The sequence below is a fragment of the Nonomuraea gerenzanensis genome (assembly GCF_020215645.1).
In the GTDB taxonomy this organism is placed as follows: domain Bacteria; phylum Actinomycetota; class Actinomycetes; order Streptosporangiales; family Streptosporangiaceae; genus Nonomuraea; species Nonomuraea gerenzanensis.
In genome coordinates, this window is the sequence record NZ_CP084058.1 from 3,817,409 (window position 1) to 3,836,062 (window position 18,654).

The 18,654-nt window shown below is 72.1% G+C and carries 15 protein-coding genes; all 15 read left to right on the forward strand.

The features are described from left to right. Nucleotides 1-31: 31 nt before the first annotated feature. The 15 genes from LCN96_RS18360 (at nucleotide 32) to LCN96_RS18430 (ending at nucleotide 18,650) form a co-directional block, all read left to right on the forward strand. Complete coding sequence (locus LCN96_RS18360; protein WP_225273961.1) at nucleotides 32-1,561, forward strand: UDP-N-acetylmuramoyl-L-alanyl-D-glutamate--2,6-diaminopimelate ligase; 1,530 nt, start codon at nucleotides 32-34, stop codon at nucleotides 1,559-1,561. Continuing rightward, a complete protein-coding gene (locus tag LCN96_RS18365; protein ID WP_225273962.1) occupies nucleotides 1,561-3,291 on the forward strand; it encodes a UDP-N-acetylmuramoyl-tripeptide--D-alanyl-D-alanine ligase in 1,731 nt (576 codons plus the stop codon). The genes LCN96_RS18360 and LCN96_RS18365 overlap by 1 nt, the downstream gene beginning before the upstream one ends. Beyond that, the gene (gene mraY / locus LCN96_RS18370; protein WP_148434844.1) at nucleotides 3,288-4,343 is read left to right on the forward strand and encodes a phospho-N-acetylmuramoyl-pentapeptide-transferase; all 1,056 of its coding nucleotides are present in this window, start codon (nucleotides 3,288-3,290) and stop codon (nucleotides 4,341-4,343) included. The genes LCN96_RS18365 and mraY overlap by 4 nt, the downstream gene beginning before the upstream one ends. Next, nucleotides 4,343-5,719 carry a UDP-N-acetylmuramoyl-L-alanine--D-glutamate ligase gene (murD, locus tag LCN96_RS18375; RefSeq protein WP_225273963.1) on the forward strand — a complete coding sequence of 459 codons (1,377 nt, stop codon included), beginning with the start codon at nucleotides 4,343-4,345 and terminating at the stop codon, nucleotides 5,717-5,719. The genes mraY and murD overlap by 1 nt, the downstream gene beginning before the upstream one ends. After that, entirely contained in the window at nucleotides 5,703-6,992 is a 1,290-nt protein-coding gene (ftsW, locus tag LCN96_RS18380) for a putative lipid II flippase FtsW (protein ID WP_225273964.1), read from the forward strand. The genes murD and ftsW overlap by 17 nt, the downstream gene beginning before the upstream one ends. A 12-nt stretch (nucleotides 6,993-7,004) precedes the next feature. Next, complete coding sequence (gene murG, locus LCN96_RS18385; protein WP_225273966.1) at nucleotides 7,005-8,081, forward strand: undecaprenyldiphospho-muramoylpentapeptide beta-N-acetylglucosaminyltransferase; 1,077 nt, start codon at nucleotides 7,005-7,007, stop codon at nucleotides 8,079-8,081. Further along, on the forward strand, nucleotides 8,078-9,475 hold the full coding sequence (gene murC / locus LCN96_RS18390; RefSeq protein ID WP_225273967.1) for a UDP-N-acetylmuramate--L-alanine ligase: 1,398 nt from the start codon (nucleotides 8,078-8,080) through the stop codon (nucleotides 9,473-9,475). Before murG ends, murC begins: the two co-directional genes overlap by 4 nt. A gap of 264 nt (nucleotides 9,476-9,739) precedes the next feature. Next, the gene (locus tag LCN96_RS18395; protein WP_225273969.1) at nucleotides 9,740-10,408 is read left to right on the forward strand and encodes a cell division protein FtsQ/DivIB; all 669 of its coding nucleotides are present in this window, start codon (nucleotides 9,740-9,742) and stop codon (nucleotides 10,406-10,408) included. Between the two features lie 336 nt (nucleotides 10,409-10,744). After that, the gene (gene ftsZ / locus LCN96_RS18400; protein WP_225273971.1) at nucleotides 10,745-12,196 is read left to right on the forward strand and encodes a cell division protein FtsZ; all 1,452 of its coding nucleotides are present in this window, start codon (nucleotides 10,745-10,747) and stop codon (nucleotides 12,194-12,196) included. 162 nt (nucleotides 12,197-12,358) lie between these two features. Further along, on the forward strand, nucleotides 12,359-13,051 hold the full coding sequence (locus LCN96_RS18405; protein ID WP_225273972.1) for a YggS family pyridoxal phosphate-dependent enzyme: 693 nt from the start codon (nucleotides 12,359-12,361) through the stop codon (nucleotides 13,049-13,051). Nucleotides 13,052-13,189: 138 nt separating this feature from the next. Beyond that, nucleotides 13,190-13,690 carry a cell division protein SepF gene (locus LCN96_RS18410; RefSeq protein WP_225273973.1) on the forward strand — a complete coding sequence of 167 codons (501 nt, stop codon included), beginning with the start codon at nucleotides 13,190-13,192 and terminating at the stop codon, nucleotides 13,688-13,690. 80 nt (nucleotides 13,691-13,770) lie between these two features. Next, the gene (locus LCN96_RS18415) at nucleotides 13,771-14,058 is read left to right on the forward strand and encodes a YggT family protein (protein ID WP_080041054.1); all 288 of its coding nucleotides are present in this window, start codon (nucleotides 13,771-13,773) and stop codon (nucleotides 14,056-14,058) included. A 104-nt stretch (nucleotides 14,059-14,162) separates the two neighbouring features. Continuing rightward, nucleotides 14,163-15,035: a DivIVA domain-containing protein gene (locus tag LCN96_RS18420; protein ID WP_225273974.1), complete on the forward strand. Its 873-nt coding sequence runs from the start codon at nucleotides 14,163-14,165 to the stop codon at nucleotides 15,033-15,035. A gap of 77 nt (nucleotides 15,036-15,112) precedes the next feature. Then, nucleotides 15,113-17,083 carry a hypothetical protein gene (locus LCN96_RS18425; protein ID WP_225273976.1) on the forward strand — a complete coding sequence of 657 codons (1,971 nt, stop codon included), beginning with the start codon at nucleotides 15,113-15,115 and terminating at the stop codon, nucleotides 17,081-17,083. A 259-nt stretch (nucleotides 17,084-17,342) separates the two neighbouring features. Beyond that, on the forward strand, nucleotides 17,343-18,650 hold the full coding sequence (locus tag LCN96_RS18430; RefSeq protein ID WP_225273977.1) for an MFS transporter: 1,308 nt from the start codon (nucleotides 17,343-17,345) through the stop codon (nucleotides 18,648-18,650). Nucleotides 18,651-18,654: the final 4 nt, after the last annotated feature.

An 18,654-nucleotide genomic window follows, 5' to 3' on the forward strand; every position in this document is an offset into this window, starting at 1 on the left:
GTACGCTCTCGCCGTGCGTCCCCCGTCGTCTATGCGTCCCACGACCAGCCCGCCTCGCCCGCTGACCGGGCTCGCGACCATGCTCGACGCCGATTCGGGCACGTCCCGATCGGCTCATGCCGCGCTGACCGGCGTCACCATCGACAGCCGTGGCGTCAGACGCGGCGACCTGTACGTCGCGCTGCCCGGCAGCCGCGTCCACGGCGCCACGTTCGCCGCCGACGCGATGGCGCGCGGAGCGGTGGCCGTGCTCACCGACCGCGCCGGCCGCGACGCGGCCGTGGCCACCGGGCTGCCCGTGCTCATCGTGCCCGACCCGCGCGCGCTGCTCGGGCAGATCTCCTCCTGGGTGTACGGGCAGCCGGCCCACGACATCCAGGTGCTCGGAGTCACGGGCACCAGCGGCAAGTCCACCACCACGTTCATGCTGGAGGCGGGCCTGCGGGCCGCCGGGCACCGGGCCGGGCTGGTGGGCGGTGTCGAGATCCACGTGGACGACCTGCGCTTCCAGCCCACGCTGACCACGCCCGAGGCCAGCGACCTGCACGGCCTGTTCGCGCTGATGCGCGAGGAGGGCGTCACCGCGGCCGCCATGGAGGTCTCCAGCCACGCGCTCGCGCTCGGCAGGGTCGACGGCATCTACTACGACGTCGCCCTGTTCACGAACCTGTCGCAGGACCACCTCGACTTCCACAAGGACTTCGAGGACTACTTCGCGACCAAGGCGAAGCTGTTCCAGCCGGAGCTGAGCCGCGCCGGGGTGACCAACGTCGACGACCGCTACGGGCGCGAGCTGCTCGACCTGGCGAAGGTGCCGATGACCACGTTCTCGGCGCTGGGCGACCCGGCGGCCGAGTGGCGGGCGGTGGACGCCAGGCTCGGCTCCGACGGCAGCGTCTTCCGGGTGGTCGGGCCGGGCGGCGTCGAGGCCGACGCGAGCGTCGCGCTGCCCGGCCCGTTCAACGTGGCCAACGCGCTCGGCGCCATCGTCACGCTCGTCGAGGCCGGCGTGCCGCTGCACACGGCCGTGCACGGCGTCGGCTCGCTGACCGGGGTGCCGGGGCGCATGCAGCGCGTCACGGGCGCGCAGGACGAGTTCCAGGCCGTCGTGGACTACTCCCACAAGCCGGGGGCCGTGGAGTCGGTGCTGCGCTCGCTGCGTACGGTCACGAACGGCGCGCTGACGATCGTGCTCGGCTGCGGCGGCGACCGCGACAAGGGTAAACGCCCCATCATGGGGGAAATCTCCGCCGAGCTGGCGGATGTGGCCATTTTCACCAGCGACAATCCGCGCTCCGAGGATCCGCTGGCCATCCTCGCGACGATGATGGAGGGAGCGCTCCGCGTTCCGCAGCACGACCGCGCTCATGTGATCATTGAGCCCGACCGCGCGGCCGCCATCGGCCTGGCGATCGCCCGGGCCGGGCGCGGCGACGTGATCGTCGTAGCAGGCAAGGGTCACGAGCAGGGCCAGTACGTTTCAGGCGAGGTGATCCCCTTCGACGACCGCGAAGTGGTCGCCGAAGCGATCGACGCACGCAAGGAAAGCAGGAAGCACTAATGATCCCGTTGCCTCTGGCCAGGATCGCCGAGATGACCTCGGGCGCCCTGTCGGGCATGGCCGATCCCCGCGCGGTGGTGCGCGGGCCCGTCGTGATCGACTCGCGGGCCGTTGAACCGGGATCCCTGTTCGTCGCCATCAGGGGCGCGCGGGTCGACGGTCACGACTTCGCCGCGCAGGCCGTCCGGGCCGGAGCCGTCGCCGTGCTGGCCTCCAGGCCGGTCGACGCGCCTGCGGTGATCGTGTCCGACACCGCCGCCGCGCTGGCCGAGCTGGCCGCCGCACAGGTCCGCATGCTGTCGAACGTCACCGTCATCGGCGTGACCGGCTCGGCCGGCAAGACCAGCACCAAGGACCTGCTGGCCCGGCTCACCGCCAGGATCGGCTCCACCATCGCGCCCCAGGGCAGCTTCAACAACGAGCTCGGCCACCCGCTGACCGTGCTGCGCGGCGACCTCGACACCCGGTTCATGGTGCTGGAGCTGGCCGCGCGCAACGTCGGCCACATCAAGGAGCTGACCCGCATCGCGCCGCCGCAGATCGGCGTGGTGCTGAACGTCGGCACCGCGCACCTCGGCGTGTTCGGCGGCAAGGAGGCCATCGCCAAGGCCAAGGGCGAGCTGGTCGAGGCGCTGCCGCGCTCCGGCGTGGCCGTGCTCAACGCCGACGACCCGCTGGTGCGCGGCATGGCCTCGCGCACCGAGGCGCGGGTCACCTACTTCGGGCGTGGCGAGTCGGCGTCGATCAGGGCCGAGGGCGTCGTGATCGACGCGCGCGGGCGCGCCTCCTTCACGCTGCGCACCCCGTCGGGGGCCGCGCACGTGTCGCTGAAGCTGTACGGGGAGCACGTCGTCGAGAACGCGCTCGCCGCGGCGGCGGCAGGCTACGAGCTGGGCCTGCCGGTGGCCACGATCGCCGAGGAGCTGTCGGAGGCCACCCCGCGCAGCCGGTGGCGGATGGAGGTCACCGACCGGGCCGACGGGGTGACCGTGCTCAACGACGCCTACAACGCCAATCCCGACTCCATGAAGGCCGCCTTCTCGGCGTTCGAGGTGCTGGGCAAGGGGCGGCGGCGCTTCGCGGTCATCGCGGCGCTGCGGGAGCTGGGCGACGAAGGGCCGGCGCTCAACGCCGAGCTCGGGCGGCTGGCCGGTGGAGCCGGGCTCGCTGGGCTCGTCGTCGCCGGGCCCGACGCCGAGCCGGTGCTGGCAGGCGCGCACGCGGCCGTCCAGGAGCGCACCGCCCAGGCCGCCCAGCCGCCCGCCCAGCCGCCCGCCATGCCGCCTTCCGGGCCGCAGGCGCCTGGCGGGCCCGCGCCGGTGCCGCCTGGCGCGCCGCTGCCCGGCCCGCAGGGGGCGGTGCCCGGTGCTCATGGGCCGGTGCCGCACGCTCAGGTGCCCGGCCCGCAGGGAACGGGCGGCCCCGCGCCGGTGCCGCCCGGCGGGCAGGCGTGGCACGCCCCTGACGGCGCGCCGGCGTGGCAGGCACCGCAGGGCGGCGGACCGCAGGCGGGAGGTCCGCAGGCGGGAGGTCCGCCGGGAGCCCCCGCGTACCCCGCGCAGCCCGGTTACGGCCAGCCGACGCGGATCGTGCACGTGCCCGACGCCGAAGCAGCGGCGGCCGAGCTGGCGGCGTGGCTGCGGCCGGGTGACGCGGTGCTGATCAAGGGCCCGAGGGCGATGGGCCTGGAGCGGACGGCCGAGCTCCTGCTCGGAGGTGCCGCCCAGTGACCAACATCATCATCGCCGGCGCGGTGGGCCTGATCCTCTCGATGCTGGGCACCCCGCTGGCGATCAGGCTGTTCTCGCGGCGCGGCGTCGGCCAGAACGTCCGCGAGGACGGCGTGCAGGCCCACCTGGGCAAGAAGGGCACGCCCACGATGGGCGGCATCGTCTTCGTGCTGGCCGCGCTGCTCGCCTACGGTGCCTCCCACCTGGCCATGCTGGAGCCCCCGACGGTGTCGGGCATGCTGGTGCTGTTCCTGATGACGGGGCTGGGCGCCGTCGGCTTCCTCGACGACTTCATCAAGATCTACAAGCAGCGCAGCCTCGGCCTGCGCAGCGGCGCCAAGGCGCTCGGCCAGCTCGTCGTGGGCGCGGTCTTCGCGTTCCTGGTGACGCGCCAGCCGAACGTGTACGGCATCACCCCCGCCGAGACCCGCGTGTCGTTCCTGCGCGACATCGGCCCGTCCATCGGCATCGTGGGCTTCACCATCTGGGTGCTCATCATGATCGTCGGGTTCTCCAACGCGGTGAACCTCACCGACGGTCTCGACGGCCTGGCCAGTGGCGCGACCGGCGCCGTGCTGGCGGCGTACGTGCTGATCGGCAACTGGCAGCTGCGCAACAACTGCATCGACCAGCTCGGCCCCAACTGCTACTGGGTGCGAGATCCGCTGGACCTGGCCGTGGTGGCGGCGGCCGTGCTCGGGGCGCTGATCGGGTTCCTGTGGTGGAACGCCCCGCCCGCCAAGATCTTCATGGGTGACACCGGCTCGCTGGCCCTGGGCGGCGTGCTGGCCGGGCTGGCCATCGCCACCCGTACCCAGCTGCTGCTGATCATCCTGGCCGGCCTGTGCGTGGTCATCACGCTGTCGGTCATCATCCAGGTCGGCTCCTTCAAGATGACCGGCAAACGCGTGTTCAGAATGGCCCCCCTGCAGCATCACTTCGAGCTCAAGGGCTGGGCCGAGACCACGATCGTGGTCCGCTTCTGGCTGATCGCGATCCTGTGCGCGGCGCTCGGGCTGGGGCTGTTCTACGTGGAGTGGATGCCCAAGTAATGGATTACACCTGTGTGGCCGGGCTCGGAGTGTCCGGCACCGCCGTGTCCAAGGTGCTGGCCGCGCGCGGCGAGCGGGTCGTGGTAGTGGAGTCCGTGGAGGGTGAGCGGCAGCTCGCCGCCGCCGCGGAGCTCGCCCGGCTCGGCGTGGAGACCAGGTTCGGCGAGATGACGCTGCCCGAAGGGGTGACGCGGGTGGTCACCACCGGGTGGGCGCCGCACCATCCGCTGATCGCCGCCGCGCTGGACGCGGGGGTCGAGGTCGTGGGCGAGGTGGAGCTGGCCTGGCGGCTGCGCCCCGAGCAGGCCGCCCCCTGGCTGGCGCTCACCGGCACCAACGGCAAGACCACCGCCGTCCGCATGCTCACCTCGATCCTGCAGGCCGATGGCCGCAAGGCGCTGGCCGTGGGGAACGTGGGCGTGCCGGTCGTGCAGGCCGTCGGGGAGCCGTACGACGTGCTGGCGGTCGAGCTGTCCAGCTTCCAGCTGCACTGGTCCGGCACCCTGGCCCCGCACGCCGCGGCGATACTGAACGTGGCGCCCGACCACCTCGACTGGCACGGGACCATGGAGGCCTACGCCGCCGCCAAGGGCCGCATCTACGAGCGCGCCGGCACCGTGATCTTCAACGCCGACGACCCGGAGGCCGCCAGGCTGGCCGCGCCGTACCCCGGCGCCGTCGGGTTCACGCTGCGCGTGCCTAAGCGGGGCGAGATCGGCGTGGTGGAGGACCTGCTGGTGGACCGGGCGTTCGTGGCCGACCCGGTGGAGGCGGCCGAGGAGCTGGCGACGCTGGAGGACATCCGTCCCTTCGCGCCGCACAACGTGGCCAACGCGCTGGCCGCCGCCGCTCTGGCCCGCTCCGTGGGGGTGCCGTCCGAGTCCGTACGCCAGGGGCTGCGCGACTTCGTGCCCGACCCGCACCGGCTGGCCCACGTGGACCGGATCGGCGAGGTCGACTACATCGACGACTCCAAGGCCACCAACCCGCACGCCGCCGCCGCGGCGCTGGCGTCGTACCCGTCGGTGGTGTGGGTGGCGGGCGGGCTGCTCAAGGGCGCCGACGTGGACGACCTGGTACGCCAGGCGGCCCCCAGACTGCGCGGCGCGGTGCTCCTGGGCACCGATCGCGCCAGGATCGCCGAAGCCATCGCGCGACACGCGCCGAATGTCCCGCTCGTGGACATCCCGGATCGGGACACTGGTGCGATGGACAAAGTCGTCACCGAAGCCGCGCGGCTGGCCTCCCCCGGGGACACCGTGCTGCTCTCCCCGGCGGGGGCTTCCCTCGACATGTTCGCGAACTATCCGGCACGGGGGGAGGCCTTCGCGCGTGCCGTACGTGAGCTGAAGCAGCGACATGAGCGCGAGCGCTGAGGAACGGGTCCGGCCGCCCGCCCCCGCGCAGCAGGGCCCGCAGGGGTGGGCGCGCGAGCAGCTCGGCGCGCTGAAGGAGCTGCTCGACCGGCCGCTGACCACCTACTACCTGATCATCATGTGCAGCGCGCTGCTGCTCGCGCTGGGGCTGATGATGGTGCTGTCGGCCTCCAGCATCGAGGCCCTGCAGAAGACCGGCAGCCCGTTCTCGTGGTTCATCAAGCAGTCGCTGTCGGCGGCGCTCGGCGTGCCCGTCATGTACGTGTGCTCGCGCCTGCCCGTCAGGTTCTTCCGCTGGGCGGGCTACCCGCTGATGGCGCTGTCGATCATCGCGCTGGTCATGGTGCTGTTCATCGGCTCCTCGGAGCTGGGCGCGCAGCGGTGGATCTACCTCGGCCCGCTGACCATCCAGCCGTCCGAGCCCGCCAAGCTGGGGCTCGTGCTGTGGGGGGCCGACCTGCTGGCCAAGCGGGCGCGGCAGGGCCGCATCGAGTGGCGGCAGATGCTGATCCCGCTCATGCCCGGCACCGCGATCCTGGCCGTCATGGTCATGCTCGGCCGCGACCTGGGCACCACGCTGGTGCTGTTCATGATCTTCCTGGCGCTGCTGTGGGTGGTGGGGGCGCCGATCAAGCTGTTCGGCGGCATCATGGCGCTGGCGGTGCTGGCCGCGGTCATCATGATCAGGGTGGAGCCGTACCGGATGGCCCGCATCGGCGCCTTCCTCGACCCGTGGGCCGACGCGCAGGGCGCCGGCTACCAGGCTGTGCAGGGGCAGATCGCGATGGGCTCCGGGAGCTGGTTCGGGCTGGGGCTCGGCAGCAGCCGGCAGAAGTGGAGCTGGCTGCCGCACGGTGAGAGCGACTTCATCTTCGCCATCGTCGGCGAGGAGCTCGGGCTGATGGGCACGCTCATGGTGGTCATGCTGTTCGGGCTGCTCGGCTACGCGGGGCTGCGCGTGGCCGTCCGCGTCAACGACGCCTTCATCAGGCTCGCCGCCGCCGCCATGGTCGCCTGGATCGTGGGGCAGGCGACCGTCAACATGGGGGCCGTGCTCAGCGTGCTGCCGATCACCGGCATCCCCCTCCCCCTGGTCTCGTACGGCGGCTCCGCGCTGCTGCCCACGCTCGCCGCGCTCGGCATGCTGCTGTCGTTCGCCAAGCGCGAGCCAGGTGCGCGTGAGGCCTTGGCGGCTCGTGGCCCCGGACCGGCCGCCCGGGCCCTAAGCTGGCTTGGCCTGGGGGGTACGTCCAGAGGCCGAGCGACACGTTAGGGAGTGACCGAGATGAGGGTGGTCCTCGCCGGTGGGGGGACGGCCGGGCACATCGAGCCCGCGCTCGCCCTTGCGGACGCGCTGCGTCATCTTGACCGGAGCGTCGGCATCACCTGCGTGGGCACGGAGCGCGGCTTGGAGACGCGGCTCGTGCCTGCCAGGGGCTACGAGCTGGAGCTGGTGCCGGCCGTGCCGCTGCCCAGGGCGATCACTCCCAGCCTGCTCACCGTGCCCGGCAGGCTGGCCGGGGCGATCAACGCCACCGCGGCGATCCTCGACCGGGTCAAGGCCGACGTGCTGGTCGGCTTCGGCGGTTACGTGGCGACCCCCGCCTACCTGGCGGCCAAGCGGCGCGGCGTGCCGATCGTCGTGCACGAGGCCAACCCGCGCCCCGGCCTGGCCAACCGGCTGGGCGCGCGGCTGACCGACCACGTGTTCAGCGGTTTCCCCGACGCGGCGCTGCCCAAGGCCGAGTTCATCGGCACGCCGCTGCGGCGCGAGATCGTCACGCTCGACCGGCTGTCCACGGGCGACAAGGCGCGCTCGTGGTTCGGGCTGGAGAACGACCGGCCGACGCTGCTGGTGTTCGGCGGCTCGCAGGGCGCCAGGTCGATCAACGAGGCCGCGCTCGCCGCCGCGCCCGTGCTGCGCAGGGCCGGCGTGCAGGTGCTGCACGTGCTGGGCCCGAAGAACACCGTCGAGCACGAGCCGCCGCCCGGCGACCCGCAGTACGTCCTGCTGCCCTACGTCGACCGCATGGACCTCGCCTACGCCGCCGCCGACCTGGCCCTGTGCCGCAGCGGCGCGCTCACGTGCGCGGAGCTGACCGCGGTGGGGCTGCCCGCGGCGTACGTGCCGCTGCCGTACGGTAATGGTGAGCAGCGCATCAACGCCGAGCGCATCGCCGGGGGCGGCGGCGGCCTCATGGTCGACGACGCCGAGCTGTCACCCGAATGGATCATCCACAACGTGCTGCCCATCCTCCACGACCCGGAGCGGGTCGCCGTCATGTCGGAGGCCGCCTCCAGACTGGGGAGGAAGGACGCCGATATCATGCTTGCCAGGAAAGTGTTGGAGATAGCCCGATGAGTCTCGTGAAGCTGGTCGATCCCGTGTCCGTCGAAGAGCTGGGCCGGGTGCACTTCATCGGCATCGGCGGCGCCGGGATGTCGGGCATCGCCCGGATCCTGCTCAAGCGTGGCGTGCGCGTGACGGGCAGCGACGCGCGCAGCTCCGAGCTGATCACCGAGCTGCGCGAGCTGGGCGCCACCGTGCACATCGGCCATGCCGCCTCCCACATCCGCGACATCGACACCGTGGTGGTCTCCACCGCCATCCGCGACTCCAACCCCGAGCTGGGCGAGGCGCTCAAGCAGGGGCTGCGGATCATCCCGCGGGCCGCCGCGCTGGCCTCCGTCATGGCCGGGCGCACCGCGGTCGCCATCGCCGGCACCCACGGCAAGACCACCACCACCTCGATGCTCACCGTGGCGCTGCAGAAGTGCGGCGCCGACCCGTCCTACTGCGTGGGCGGCCAGCTCGTCACCACCGGGCTCGGCGCCGACGACGGGCAGGGGCAGGTGTTCGTGGCCGAGGCCGACGAGAGCGACGGCTCCTTCCTCATGCTCGCCCCCGACATCGCCGTGGTGACCAACGTCGAGGCCGACCACCTCGACAACTACGGCGACCCGCGGGCCGTGCACGACAGCTTCGCCCGCTTCGCCGATCGGGTCGGCTCGCTGCTCATCGTCTGCGCCGACGACCCCGGCGCGGCCGAGCTGGCGCACCGGGCCAGGGAGCGCGGGCTGCGCGTCAGGACGTACGGCGCGCAGGGCGAGGACTACCGCGTCTCCGGGGTCAGGCCCGACGGGTTCGGCACCGTGTTCACCATCGAGGGCAGGGGCGAGGTCCGGCTGGCCGTCCCCGGGGCTCACAACGCGCTCAACGCCACCGCGGTGATCGCCGTGGCCGACGAGCTGGGGCTGGCGTTCGAGGAGATCAGAGAGGGCCTGGGGGCCTTCACCGGGGCCAAGCGGCGCTTCGAGGCCAAGGGCGAGGCCGGGGGCATCGCCGTGTTCGACAGCTACGCCCACCACCCGACCGAGCTGACCGCCGACCTGCGGGCCGCCAGGGACGTCGTGGCGTCCTACTCCGGCACCGGACGGGTCATCGCGATCTTCCAGCCGCATCTGTACTCGCGGACGCGGTTCTTCGCCGACGAGTTCGGCACCGCGCTGGGGCTGGCCGACGAGGCCATCGTGCTCGACGTCTACGGGGCCAGGGAGGATCCCGAGCCCGGGGTGTCGGGGGCGATGGTGGCGGGGCGGGTGCCGTTGCCGCCGGAGCGGGTGGCTTACGCGCCTGATCGGTCGGCTGTGCCGGGGATGGTGGCCGAGCGGGCCCGGCCCGGGGACATCGTGCTGACCATGGGGGCCGGGGACGTCACGGAGCTGGGGCCGCAGATCGTGGCTCGCCTGTCCTGAGCCGCCACCGCCCCGCGCTCGCCCGCCGGCAGTGCGGCGGGTCCGCGCCGCGTCAGTCGTGCGCCGCGTCAGTCGTGCGCCGTGCCAGTCGTGCGCCGTGTCAGTCGTGCGCCGTGCCGGTCGTGCGCCGTGCCGGCGCGGGGGAGCGGCGGGCGTTCGCACAGGCGCGCGAGGGGCCGGTCGTTTGGGCGTGGCGCGCGGGTGTCGGGCCGTGCGTCGGCGTAGGTTCGGTGCCGACATGAGCCGCGTGTTGGCGGGAGGGTGATGAAGGCGCGCACGGCGTTCCTGGTGCTGCTGACGGCAGGGGTGGTGGGGTCGGCCGCGTGGCTGGTGTTCTTCTCGCCCGTGCTGGGCGTCCGTTCGGTGGAGATCGTGGGAAATCTCACAGTGCCCAGCGAGCGGATCGAGCAGCAGGCGGGTGTGGCGGACCTGCATCCTCTCGCCACCGTGAACCTCGCCGACGTCGAGGCCCGCGTTCTGGGCATCAGACAGCTCGCCTCGGCCAAGGTCGACCGGATCTGGCCCGGCACGCTCAAGATCGAGGTGGTCGAGCGCCGGCCGGTCGCCGCCGTGCCGGCGGGCGACAAGGTGGCGATCGTCGACGGCCAGGGTGTGGTGATCGAGGTCAAGCAGGCCGCCCCGCCCATGCTGCCGCTGCTCAAGGTGGACCGCCCGCAGCAGGGCGACCCCGCCATGATGGCCGCGCTCAAGGTGATCGAGGCCGTCCCTGACGACGTCGCGGCCAAGGTCAGGCAGGTGCGGGCGGGCACGGCGGAAGGGGTGACGCTGATCCTTTCGGACGGGCGTACCGTCCTGTGGGGCGGTCCCGACCGGCCGGAGGAGAAGGGCCGCATCCTCAGCTCGCTGCTCAAGCGCGAAAGGTCGGTCACCCTGTACGACGTCAGCTCGCCCGACGTGGTGACGCTGAAGTGATCGTGATCGTCAGGGTCTGGCAACTCAGCGGCAAGAGCATGGCCCAGCCTGTGCGAGGCGGGGGTCGCGCCGTGAGAGCCTGTAAGCCGGACTTTCGGCAAAGGAGGGCCGCCACCAGGCGCGACTGCGGAGCGAAACGGACAGCCCGCGACACGCCGGACGTGCTTGCGGCGCGGTTAGTTGACCCGCCTGGAGCGTAACTCCTACTGTCCGTATCAATCCTCAGGTTGACATAAATCTAAATCTCAACCTGAGGTTGAGAGTTACCCGAACTAACAAAAAGCGGAGACAATCCGCACCGAAATGGCAAGTCAACGAGCGGAAAGGCCCCTCGTCGTGGCAGCACCGCAGAACTACCTCGCGGTCATCAAGGTCGTCGGCATCGGCGGCGGCGGAGTCAACGCCGTCAACCGGATGATCGAGGAGGGACTCAAGGGCGTCGAGTTCATCGCGATAAACACCGACGCCCAGGCGCTGCTGATGAGTGACGCCGATGTGAAACTCGACGTGGGCCGCGAGCTCACGCGCGGACTGGGCGCGGGCGCCAACCCCGATGTCGGCCGTAAGGCGGCCGAGGACCACCGTGAGGAGATCGAGGAGGTCCTCAAGGGGGCCGACATGGTCTTCGTCACGGCGGGCGAGGGCGGCGGCACGGGCACGGGCGGCGCCCCCGTCGTGGCCAACATCGCCAGATCGCTCGGCGCGCTCACCATCGGTGTCGTGACCAGGCCGTTCAGCTTCGAAGGACGGCGCAGGGCGTCGCAGGCGGAAGCCGGCATCGAGACGCTGCGCGACGAGGTCGACACCCTCATCGTGATCCCCAACGACCGGCTGCTGTCGATCTCGGATCGGCAGGTGAGCGTGCTCGACGCGTTCAAGGCCGCCGACCAGGTGCTGCTGTCGGGTGTGCAGGGCATCACCGACCTGATCACCACCCCTGGTCTGATCAACCTCGACTTCGCCGACGTCAAGTCGGTCATGTCGGGCGCCGGCTCGGCCCTCATGGGCATCGGCCACGCGCGCGGCGACGACCGGTCGGTGGCGGCGGCCGAGATGGCGGTCTCCAGCCCGCTGCTGGAGGCCAGCATCGACGGCGCGCACGGCGTGCTGCTGTCGATCGCGGGCGGCTCCGACCTCGGCCTGTTCGAGATCAACGAGGCGGCCCAGCTCGTCTCCATGGCCGCCGCGCCCGACGCGAACATCATCTTCGGCACGGTCATCGACGACGCCCTCGGCGACGAGGTGCGCGTCACGGTGATCGCGGCCGGCTTCGACGACGTGCCCGGCCCGGCGGAGAAGCAGGCGCCGCGCCCGGTGGGCCGCGCGCCCGCACCGCCCGCGGCGGCTCCTGTGTCGCCTCCGCGGCCGAGCGCCGCGGCGCCGAGCGTGAAGTCCGAGCCGCCCGCGCCGCGCCCTGAGGTACGTCCTGAGCCGCGTCCCGAGCCGCGCCCCGAGTTCAGGCCCGAGCCGCGTCCCGAGCCCCGTCCTGAGCCGCGTGCGGAGTTCAGGCCCGAGCCGCGTCCCGAGCCGGTGCGCCCGGTCGAGCCGGTGCGGGAGATCCCGAGGGAGCCCGTCCGCGAGCCGGTGCGCGACTCGCTGCGCGACGCCGGGGCCGGTGACGACCCCGCCGACGAGCCGTCCGGCCCCGTCTCGATCCCCCGGCCCGCGCCCGAGCCCGCAAACCCGCCCACGCCCATCACCTCCCGCATGTCGGAGCCCCCCAAACGTCCTCGGGTGATCTTCGAGGAGCAGGAAGAGGAACTCGACGTTCCCGACTTCCTCAAATAGCCGTCAAGTAGCCGCGCCTGACGCCGCTCCCCACAGGGACACGGGAGCGGCGCCGTCGTGCTTACGGGGAGAGGGCGCGGTGGACGTACGTGCTTCAGGGGAGAGGCGCGGCGGGCGTACGGGGTGAGGGCGACGGATACCTGGAGTGAGGGGGAGAGGCACGTGAGAAGGGACGAGATCGCGGCCGGTCTCGCCGAGGTCGACGCGCGCATCGCCACGGCGTGCCACGCCGTGGGGCGCGACCGGGGCGAGGTCACGCTGATCGCCGTCACCAAGACGCGTCCGGCCGAGGACGTGCGCATCCTGTCGGACTTGGGTGTGCGCGACGTCGCCGAGAACCGCGACCAGGAGGCCGCCCCCAAGGCGGGCGAGCTCGCTGGCCTTCCGCTGACCTGGCACTTCGTCGGCCAGTTGCAGACCAACAAGGTCCGCTCCGTGGTCGGGTACGCCGACGTGATCCACTCCGTCGACCGCGTCAGGCTGGTGGAGGCGATCAGCAGGGAGGCCGTGCGCCAGGGCCGCCGGGTCGGCTGCCTGGTGCAGGTCGCGCTCGACGACGACCCCGCCAGAGGCGGCTGCCGCCCCGCCGACCTGCTGGAGCTCGCCGACGAGGTGGCGCTGGCCGAGGGTGTCTGGCTCGGCGGCATCATGGCGGTGGCCCCGCTGGGCGAGGAGCCGGCCAAGGCGTTCGCCCGGCTGCGCGACCTGGCCGTACGGCTGGAGGAGCAGCACCCCCGCGCCACGATGATCTCGGCGGGCATGAGCGAGGACCTCACGGAGGCCATCGCCTACGGCGCGACACACGTGCGGGTCGGTACGGCGTTGCTCGGTCGTCGCAAGCCCTTCGTCAGGTAATGTCCCCTCAAGTGGGTCTTCAGGCCCATGACCAAGTAGAGGTCGATCAGCGGTGAGCTCCAAGGGGGTACGGCTACCGCCTCGGACACGGCGACGGGCCCGAGCGAGTGCGACCATGAGCAGGAGGACGACGTAGCGATGGCCGGCGCGATGCGCAAGATGGCGGTCTACCTCGGTCTCGTGGAGGACGACCGCTACGAGAGGTACGAGACCTACACCGACGACTACACCTACGACGACGAGGTGCAGCGGCCCGGCGAGGAGCGTGCCGTGGCGGTCCAGGAGCGCGAGGACGAGCCCGAGGCCGGGGTCCCCGCACGACGGCCCACCACGACCATCCTCGAACGGCGCACGACCGATCTGGCCCGCATCACCACCCTGCACCCCCGCACGTACAACGAGGCGCGTACGATCGGCGAGCACTTCCGCGACGGCACCCCGGTCATCATGAACCTGACCGAGATGGTTGACAGCGACGCCAAGCGGCTCGTTGATTTCGCGGCAGGTCTGGTCTTTGGCCTACATGGCAGCATTGAACGTGTTACCAACAAGGTGTTCCTGTTGTCCCCTGCCAATGTCGAGGTGACTGCCGAGGACAAGGCTCGAATCGCGGAACGCGGGTTCTTCAACCAGAGTTAGAGTCTCTGTATGCCTATCGGACCCAACCCGGTCTCACCGAGGCCGGGCGGGCACATCAGAAGTGGAGGCGCGGCCGGGCCGTGGAGATCATCGGTGGGATCTTGGTCGTTGTCCTGTCTCTGTATTTGGTGCTGCTCATCGGCAGGATGATCTTTGAGACGGTGCAGGCGTTCGCCCGTCAGTGGCGGCCTTCCGGTGTCGTCCTGGTGCTGGCGGAGGCCACATACACCGCAACTGACCCTCCCCTCAAGTTCCTCCGCCGTTTCATTCCCCCGCTCCGGTTGGGTACGGTGGCCTTTGACCTAAGCTTCACTGTCCTGTTCATCGTGGTTCTGATCTTGATCCAGATCGCCGGAACTCTGCGATGATGGGACCGGTGGGGCGCCGGTCGTGATCCAACTCGTGTCCGCGCTGAGGTGATTCGGGTTACCGTCCTCCGGACAGACTCCAAGCGCGCCAAGGAGACCAAAAAATGCCGCTGACGCCCGCTGATGTGCGGAACAAGCAGTTCAGTACCACCCGGCTCCGGCCGGGCTACGACGAGGAAGAGGTCGACGCCTTCCTCGACGAGGTGGAGGCTGAGCTCGACCGCCTGATCCAAGAGAACGAGGAGCTCCGCGCCAAGCTGGCCGAGTGCCTGCGTGGGAAGGTGCCGGGCGGCATGAACATGCCCATGGCCTCCGCCCCGGTCCAGGAGCAGCCCAAGCCCGAGATGATGGCGCCGCAGCCGGAGCCCATGCGGGCCCCCGAGCCGCCGCCGGTGCAGCAGCAGCCCGTCCCCGTGGCCATGAACATGCCTCCCGCCGAGGACAACATGGACACCGCGGCCCGCGTGCTCGCGCTCGCCCAGCAGACCGCCGACCAGGCGATCGCCGACGCCCGCCGGGAGGCGGACGAGACGGTCACCCGCGCCCGCCGCGAGGCCGACGAGATCCTCACCAAGGCCCGCCGCCAGGCCGAGCAGGTCATCGGCGACGCCCGTGCCCGCGCCGAGACGCTCGAGCGCGACGCGCAGGAGCGCCACCGCCAGGCCATGGGCTCGCTGGTGCAGACCCGCGACGAGCTCGAGCGCAAGGTCGAGGAGCTGCGCAGCTTCGAGCGCGAGTACCGCAGCCGCCTCAAGCTCTACCTGGAGAACCAGCTCGCCGAGCTCAACGTCTCCGCAGAGGGCAGCGGTGGGTTCCCGGTGATGTCCGGTGGTCCGCAGGGTCAGGCTCCCGCCATGTCGCACGCCGTGCCTCAGGGTGGCCAGCAGCCTCTTCCCGGTGGTCCGAGCCCGTTCGGTGGCGAGGCTCCGCAGGGCGCCTTCCCCGGCGGTGACGGTCCGCACAACGACCGCCGGTAAAGTAGCGGGTCACTAGGACCTGTCACTCGAAAGAGCCCCCTGTGATCCTTATCAGTGCTGGTTTGGTGCTCGCGGCAGTGGTTCTGCTGATCGCGGGCTTCGTACTGGCGAAGCCGTTCCTGATCATGTGGTCCATCGTGGTCAGCGTGTTGTCCGCGCTGTTCCTGGTGATCGGGGCGTTCCTGCGGCGGAACGAGCTTTTTCCCGGAGGTGGGCAGGCCGCTGCGCCGGCCACCCCCCCGAAGGGGCTCATGCCGTCCGCGCCGCCGTACAACCAGACCGGTCCGATGGTTCACCAGCAGCACCCGCAGCCCCGGCCGCAGCCTCAGGCGCATCCCCACGCGCCGCAGCGGACGGCGACCGCACCGGGCCCCGCTCCGCGCCGGCCCGCGCCGACCGGCATCGCGCCGGATGCGATCGTGCTGGTGATCCCCGGGCGCAAGCGCTACCACGTGCCCGGCTGCAGGCAGCTGATCGGCAGGGATCACGAGGAGCTCACCTACGAGGAGGCGCGCGAGGAGGGCTTCACGCCCTGCACCACGTGCCTGCCGGACGCAGCGCTCGGCGGACGGCAACTGCCGCCTGCCGCCGACCCCGAGCCCGCCGTCACCCCGGGTCCCGCCGCCGACGTTCCCGCGGCGAGCCGGGCCGAGAGCTCCGAGCAGACCCGCGACGTACGTCCGCCGGTCGCCCCGCCGAAGTCCGACACGAAGGCTTCCACCCCCAGCCCGGAGTCCGCCGCCTCCCACGAGGAGGAAGGCGCCACCGGGTGGTTCGGCCGCCCTGCCGCCGCTCCGGCGAGCCAGGCCAAGGCCCCCTCCTCCGCCTCCCCCGAGCCCGGCTCGGATGACGAGCAGGCGGACGACTCACAGACTTCCTTCTTCCGGCCGCCGCCCTTCGCGCGCAAGACCGAGTCCTCCTCCGCCCCCGGCACGGGCGAGCCCTCCGCCGACGAGACCGGCACGTCCCCGGCCAACGCCAGGCCGGTGGGTCCGGTGGGTCCGGTGGGCAAGACGCCGCGTCCCGCGTCCGCGAGCAGCCCCGAGCAGCCCGGCGGGAAGCCGGGCACCACGCCCGAGGCCCGGCCGGGGGGTCCTGGCACGAAGCCCGAGGGTAGGCCGGGCGGTTCCGGCACGAAGCCCGACACCAGGCCCGGGCAGGCCGACGGCACCTCCGAGCGCCCTGGGCGGCCGGACGCGGGTGCGGCGGCAGGTCAGGCTGGTGATCGGCCCGGCCAGGCGACCGGGCCTTCGGCGGGCCGGACGGCTGGTCAGGCGGAGGGCCGACCGGCTGGTCAGACGACCGCCTCGCCCGAGCAGGCCGGTGGTAAGAGCGGGCAGGCCGGTGGCAAGGCTGGGGAAGCAGCCGCCAGGCCTGGGGAGGCTGGGGGTAAGCCCGGGCAGAGCGGGGCCGAGCCGCAGACCTCTGAGACGTCCGCCGGCAAGGGCGGGCAGGCGGGTGGCAAGCCGGGTGTGGCTGCCAGGCGGGTCGAGGACGATGACGTGTCGGGGCCCGACACGGCGCCGCAGCCGCGGGTGACCGCGTCCGGGCTGCCGGCCGAGCCGTCGGGTGGATCCGCCGAGCGTCCGTCCGGCCCCGCCGGCGAGCCGCCCTCGTCCGGTGAGACCGTGATCCTGCACGAGCGGCCCGCGTCCTCGGCCGAGTCGACGGCCAAGCCCAAGGGGCCGCTGCCTCCTGGCGCTCCGGCCCGGCCGTCGGCCGCCAAGCCGGCTGCCGTACCGGGGAAGACCACCTCCGAGCGTCCGCCCGCGCCCAAGGCGGGGGTCGCCAAGGGGGAGCCGCCGAAGGGCGCCGAGAGCGGCGCTGCGGGTAGGGCCGGTGACGCGCCCGGCAAGGGCGGCGGTAAGGGGGCAGGGGAGAGCACGGTGAAGGTCATCGTGGGCACCCGCCGCTACCACAGTACCGCCTGCCCGTTGATCAGGGGCGCGGGGGAGACCGGCGTGGAGACGATGACGCTCGCCGCGGCTGAGGCGGCCGGGCTGACGAGTTGCTCGGTGTGCCAGCATGACCGGGAGACGGTCGGCTGAGGCCCCGGCAGGCTGACGGGTCGGTCAAGGTGGCACGGTCGTGAGGCGCCGACCGGGCGCCGCAGGTTGATCGCTCCCTTGTGTGAAGGCCTCTCGCGTGATGCGAGGGGCCTTTGTCATGCGGGCGGGCGCGCCGGCCAGGGCCCAAGGTGCGGCGGTTGACGTCCGGGATGGCGGCGGGTAACGTGCCCCACCCCTAGCGACGCTTCTGGAGCTGCGGGTGGGGTTTCGCACCCACCGGCTCTCTGGAGGCTCCCCGATGACTTCCGGCTCGCCGCTCAGGCGGCGCGACTTCCGGCTGCTCCTGTTCGGACAGACCACCACCCAACTCGGTACGCAGGTCAGCGGTGTGGCGATCCCGCTGCTGGCCGTCGTCACCCTCGATGCCTCACCCCTGCAACTGGGCCTGGTCACGGCGGCAGGAACGATCGCCTTCGCGCTGATCGGCCTGCCCGCGGGCGTCTGGATCGACCGGTGGCGGCGCCGCCCCGTGCTCGTCGCGGCCGATCTGGCGCGGGCGGTGCTGCTGGCCACGATCCCGCTGGCCGCCCTGCTCGGGACGCTGACCATCGCGCAGCTCGTCGTCGTGTCGCTGCTGGCCGGCCTCGCCAGGGTCTTCTTCGACGTCGGCTACCAGAGCTACCTGCCGTCCGTCGTCGGGCGGGGCGAGCTGATCGCGGGGAACTCGGCGATGGAGAGCATCCGCGCCTGCGGTCAGGTGGCCGGGCCCGGTGTCGGAGGCTGGGCCGTCACCGTGCTCGGCTCCGCGAACGTCGTCCTCGTCCAGGCCGTCACGTTCGCCGTCTCGGCCGCTTCGCTGCTGGCCATCAGGGCTCCCGAACCGTCTCCGAACCCGAGGCCGGGCTCGGGAGTGCCGGGGGCGGGGCGGGGTGCGGAGACTGCGGACTCCGGGGCCGGGCGGCGGTCGCGCGGCCTGGTGGCGGAGATCGGGGAAGGGCTGGCGTTCGTGACCGGGAGCAGGGTGTTGCGGGCGACGACGATCACCAGCGCGGCCGGCAACCTGGCCTTCGCGATCGCCTCGGCCGCGAGCTTCCCCTTCATGATCCACACCCTCGGCCTCACCCCCACCGGGATCGGCCTGGTGCTGGCGGCCGGTTCGCCGGCCGCCCTGGCGGGCGCGGCCCTGACGCCGCGCCTGGCCCGCCGAATCGGCTCCGCCCGGGTCATCTGGCTGTCCCTGGCCGTGACGGGCCCTGTGGCGATGCTGAGCCCCCTGGCAGGGCCAGGATGGGGAGTGGGGCTGTTCGTGTTCGGTACGGCCGTGGGCGAGCTGGGTCAGATCGTGTACGCCGTCACGAACGTGAGCCTGCGCCAGCGCCTGTGCCCCGAGCACATGCTCGGCCGGGTCAACGCCACCGTGCGCTGGCTCATGATGGGCCTGTTCCCGCTGGGCGCCCTGCTGGGAGGGATCCTCGGGGAGGCGGCCGGGCCGCGGCCGGCGCTCTGGGCGGCCGCTGTGGTCATCGTCCTGTCACCGCTGCCCGCGTACGCGGCCCTGCGCGGGATCCGCGAGGCGGGGGACGTCCCGCTCGTGACGTCGCCGTAGGGGG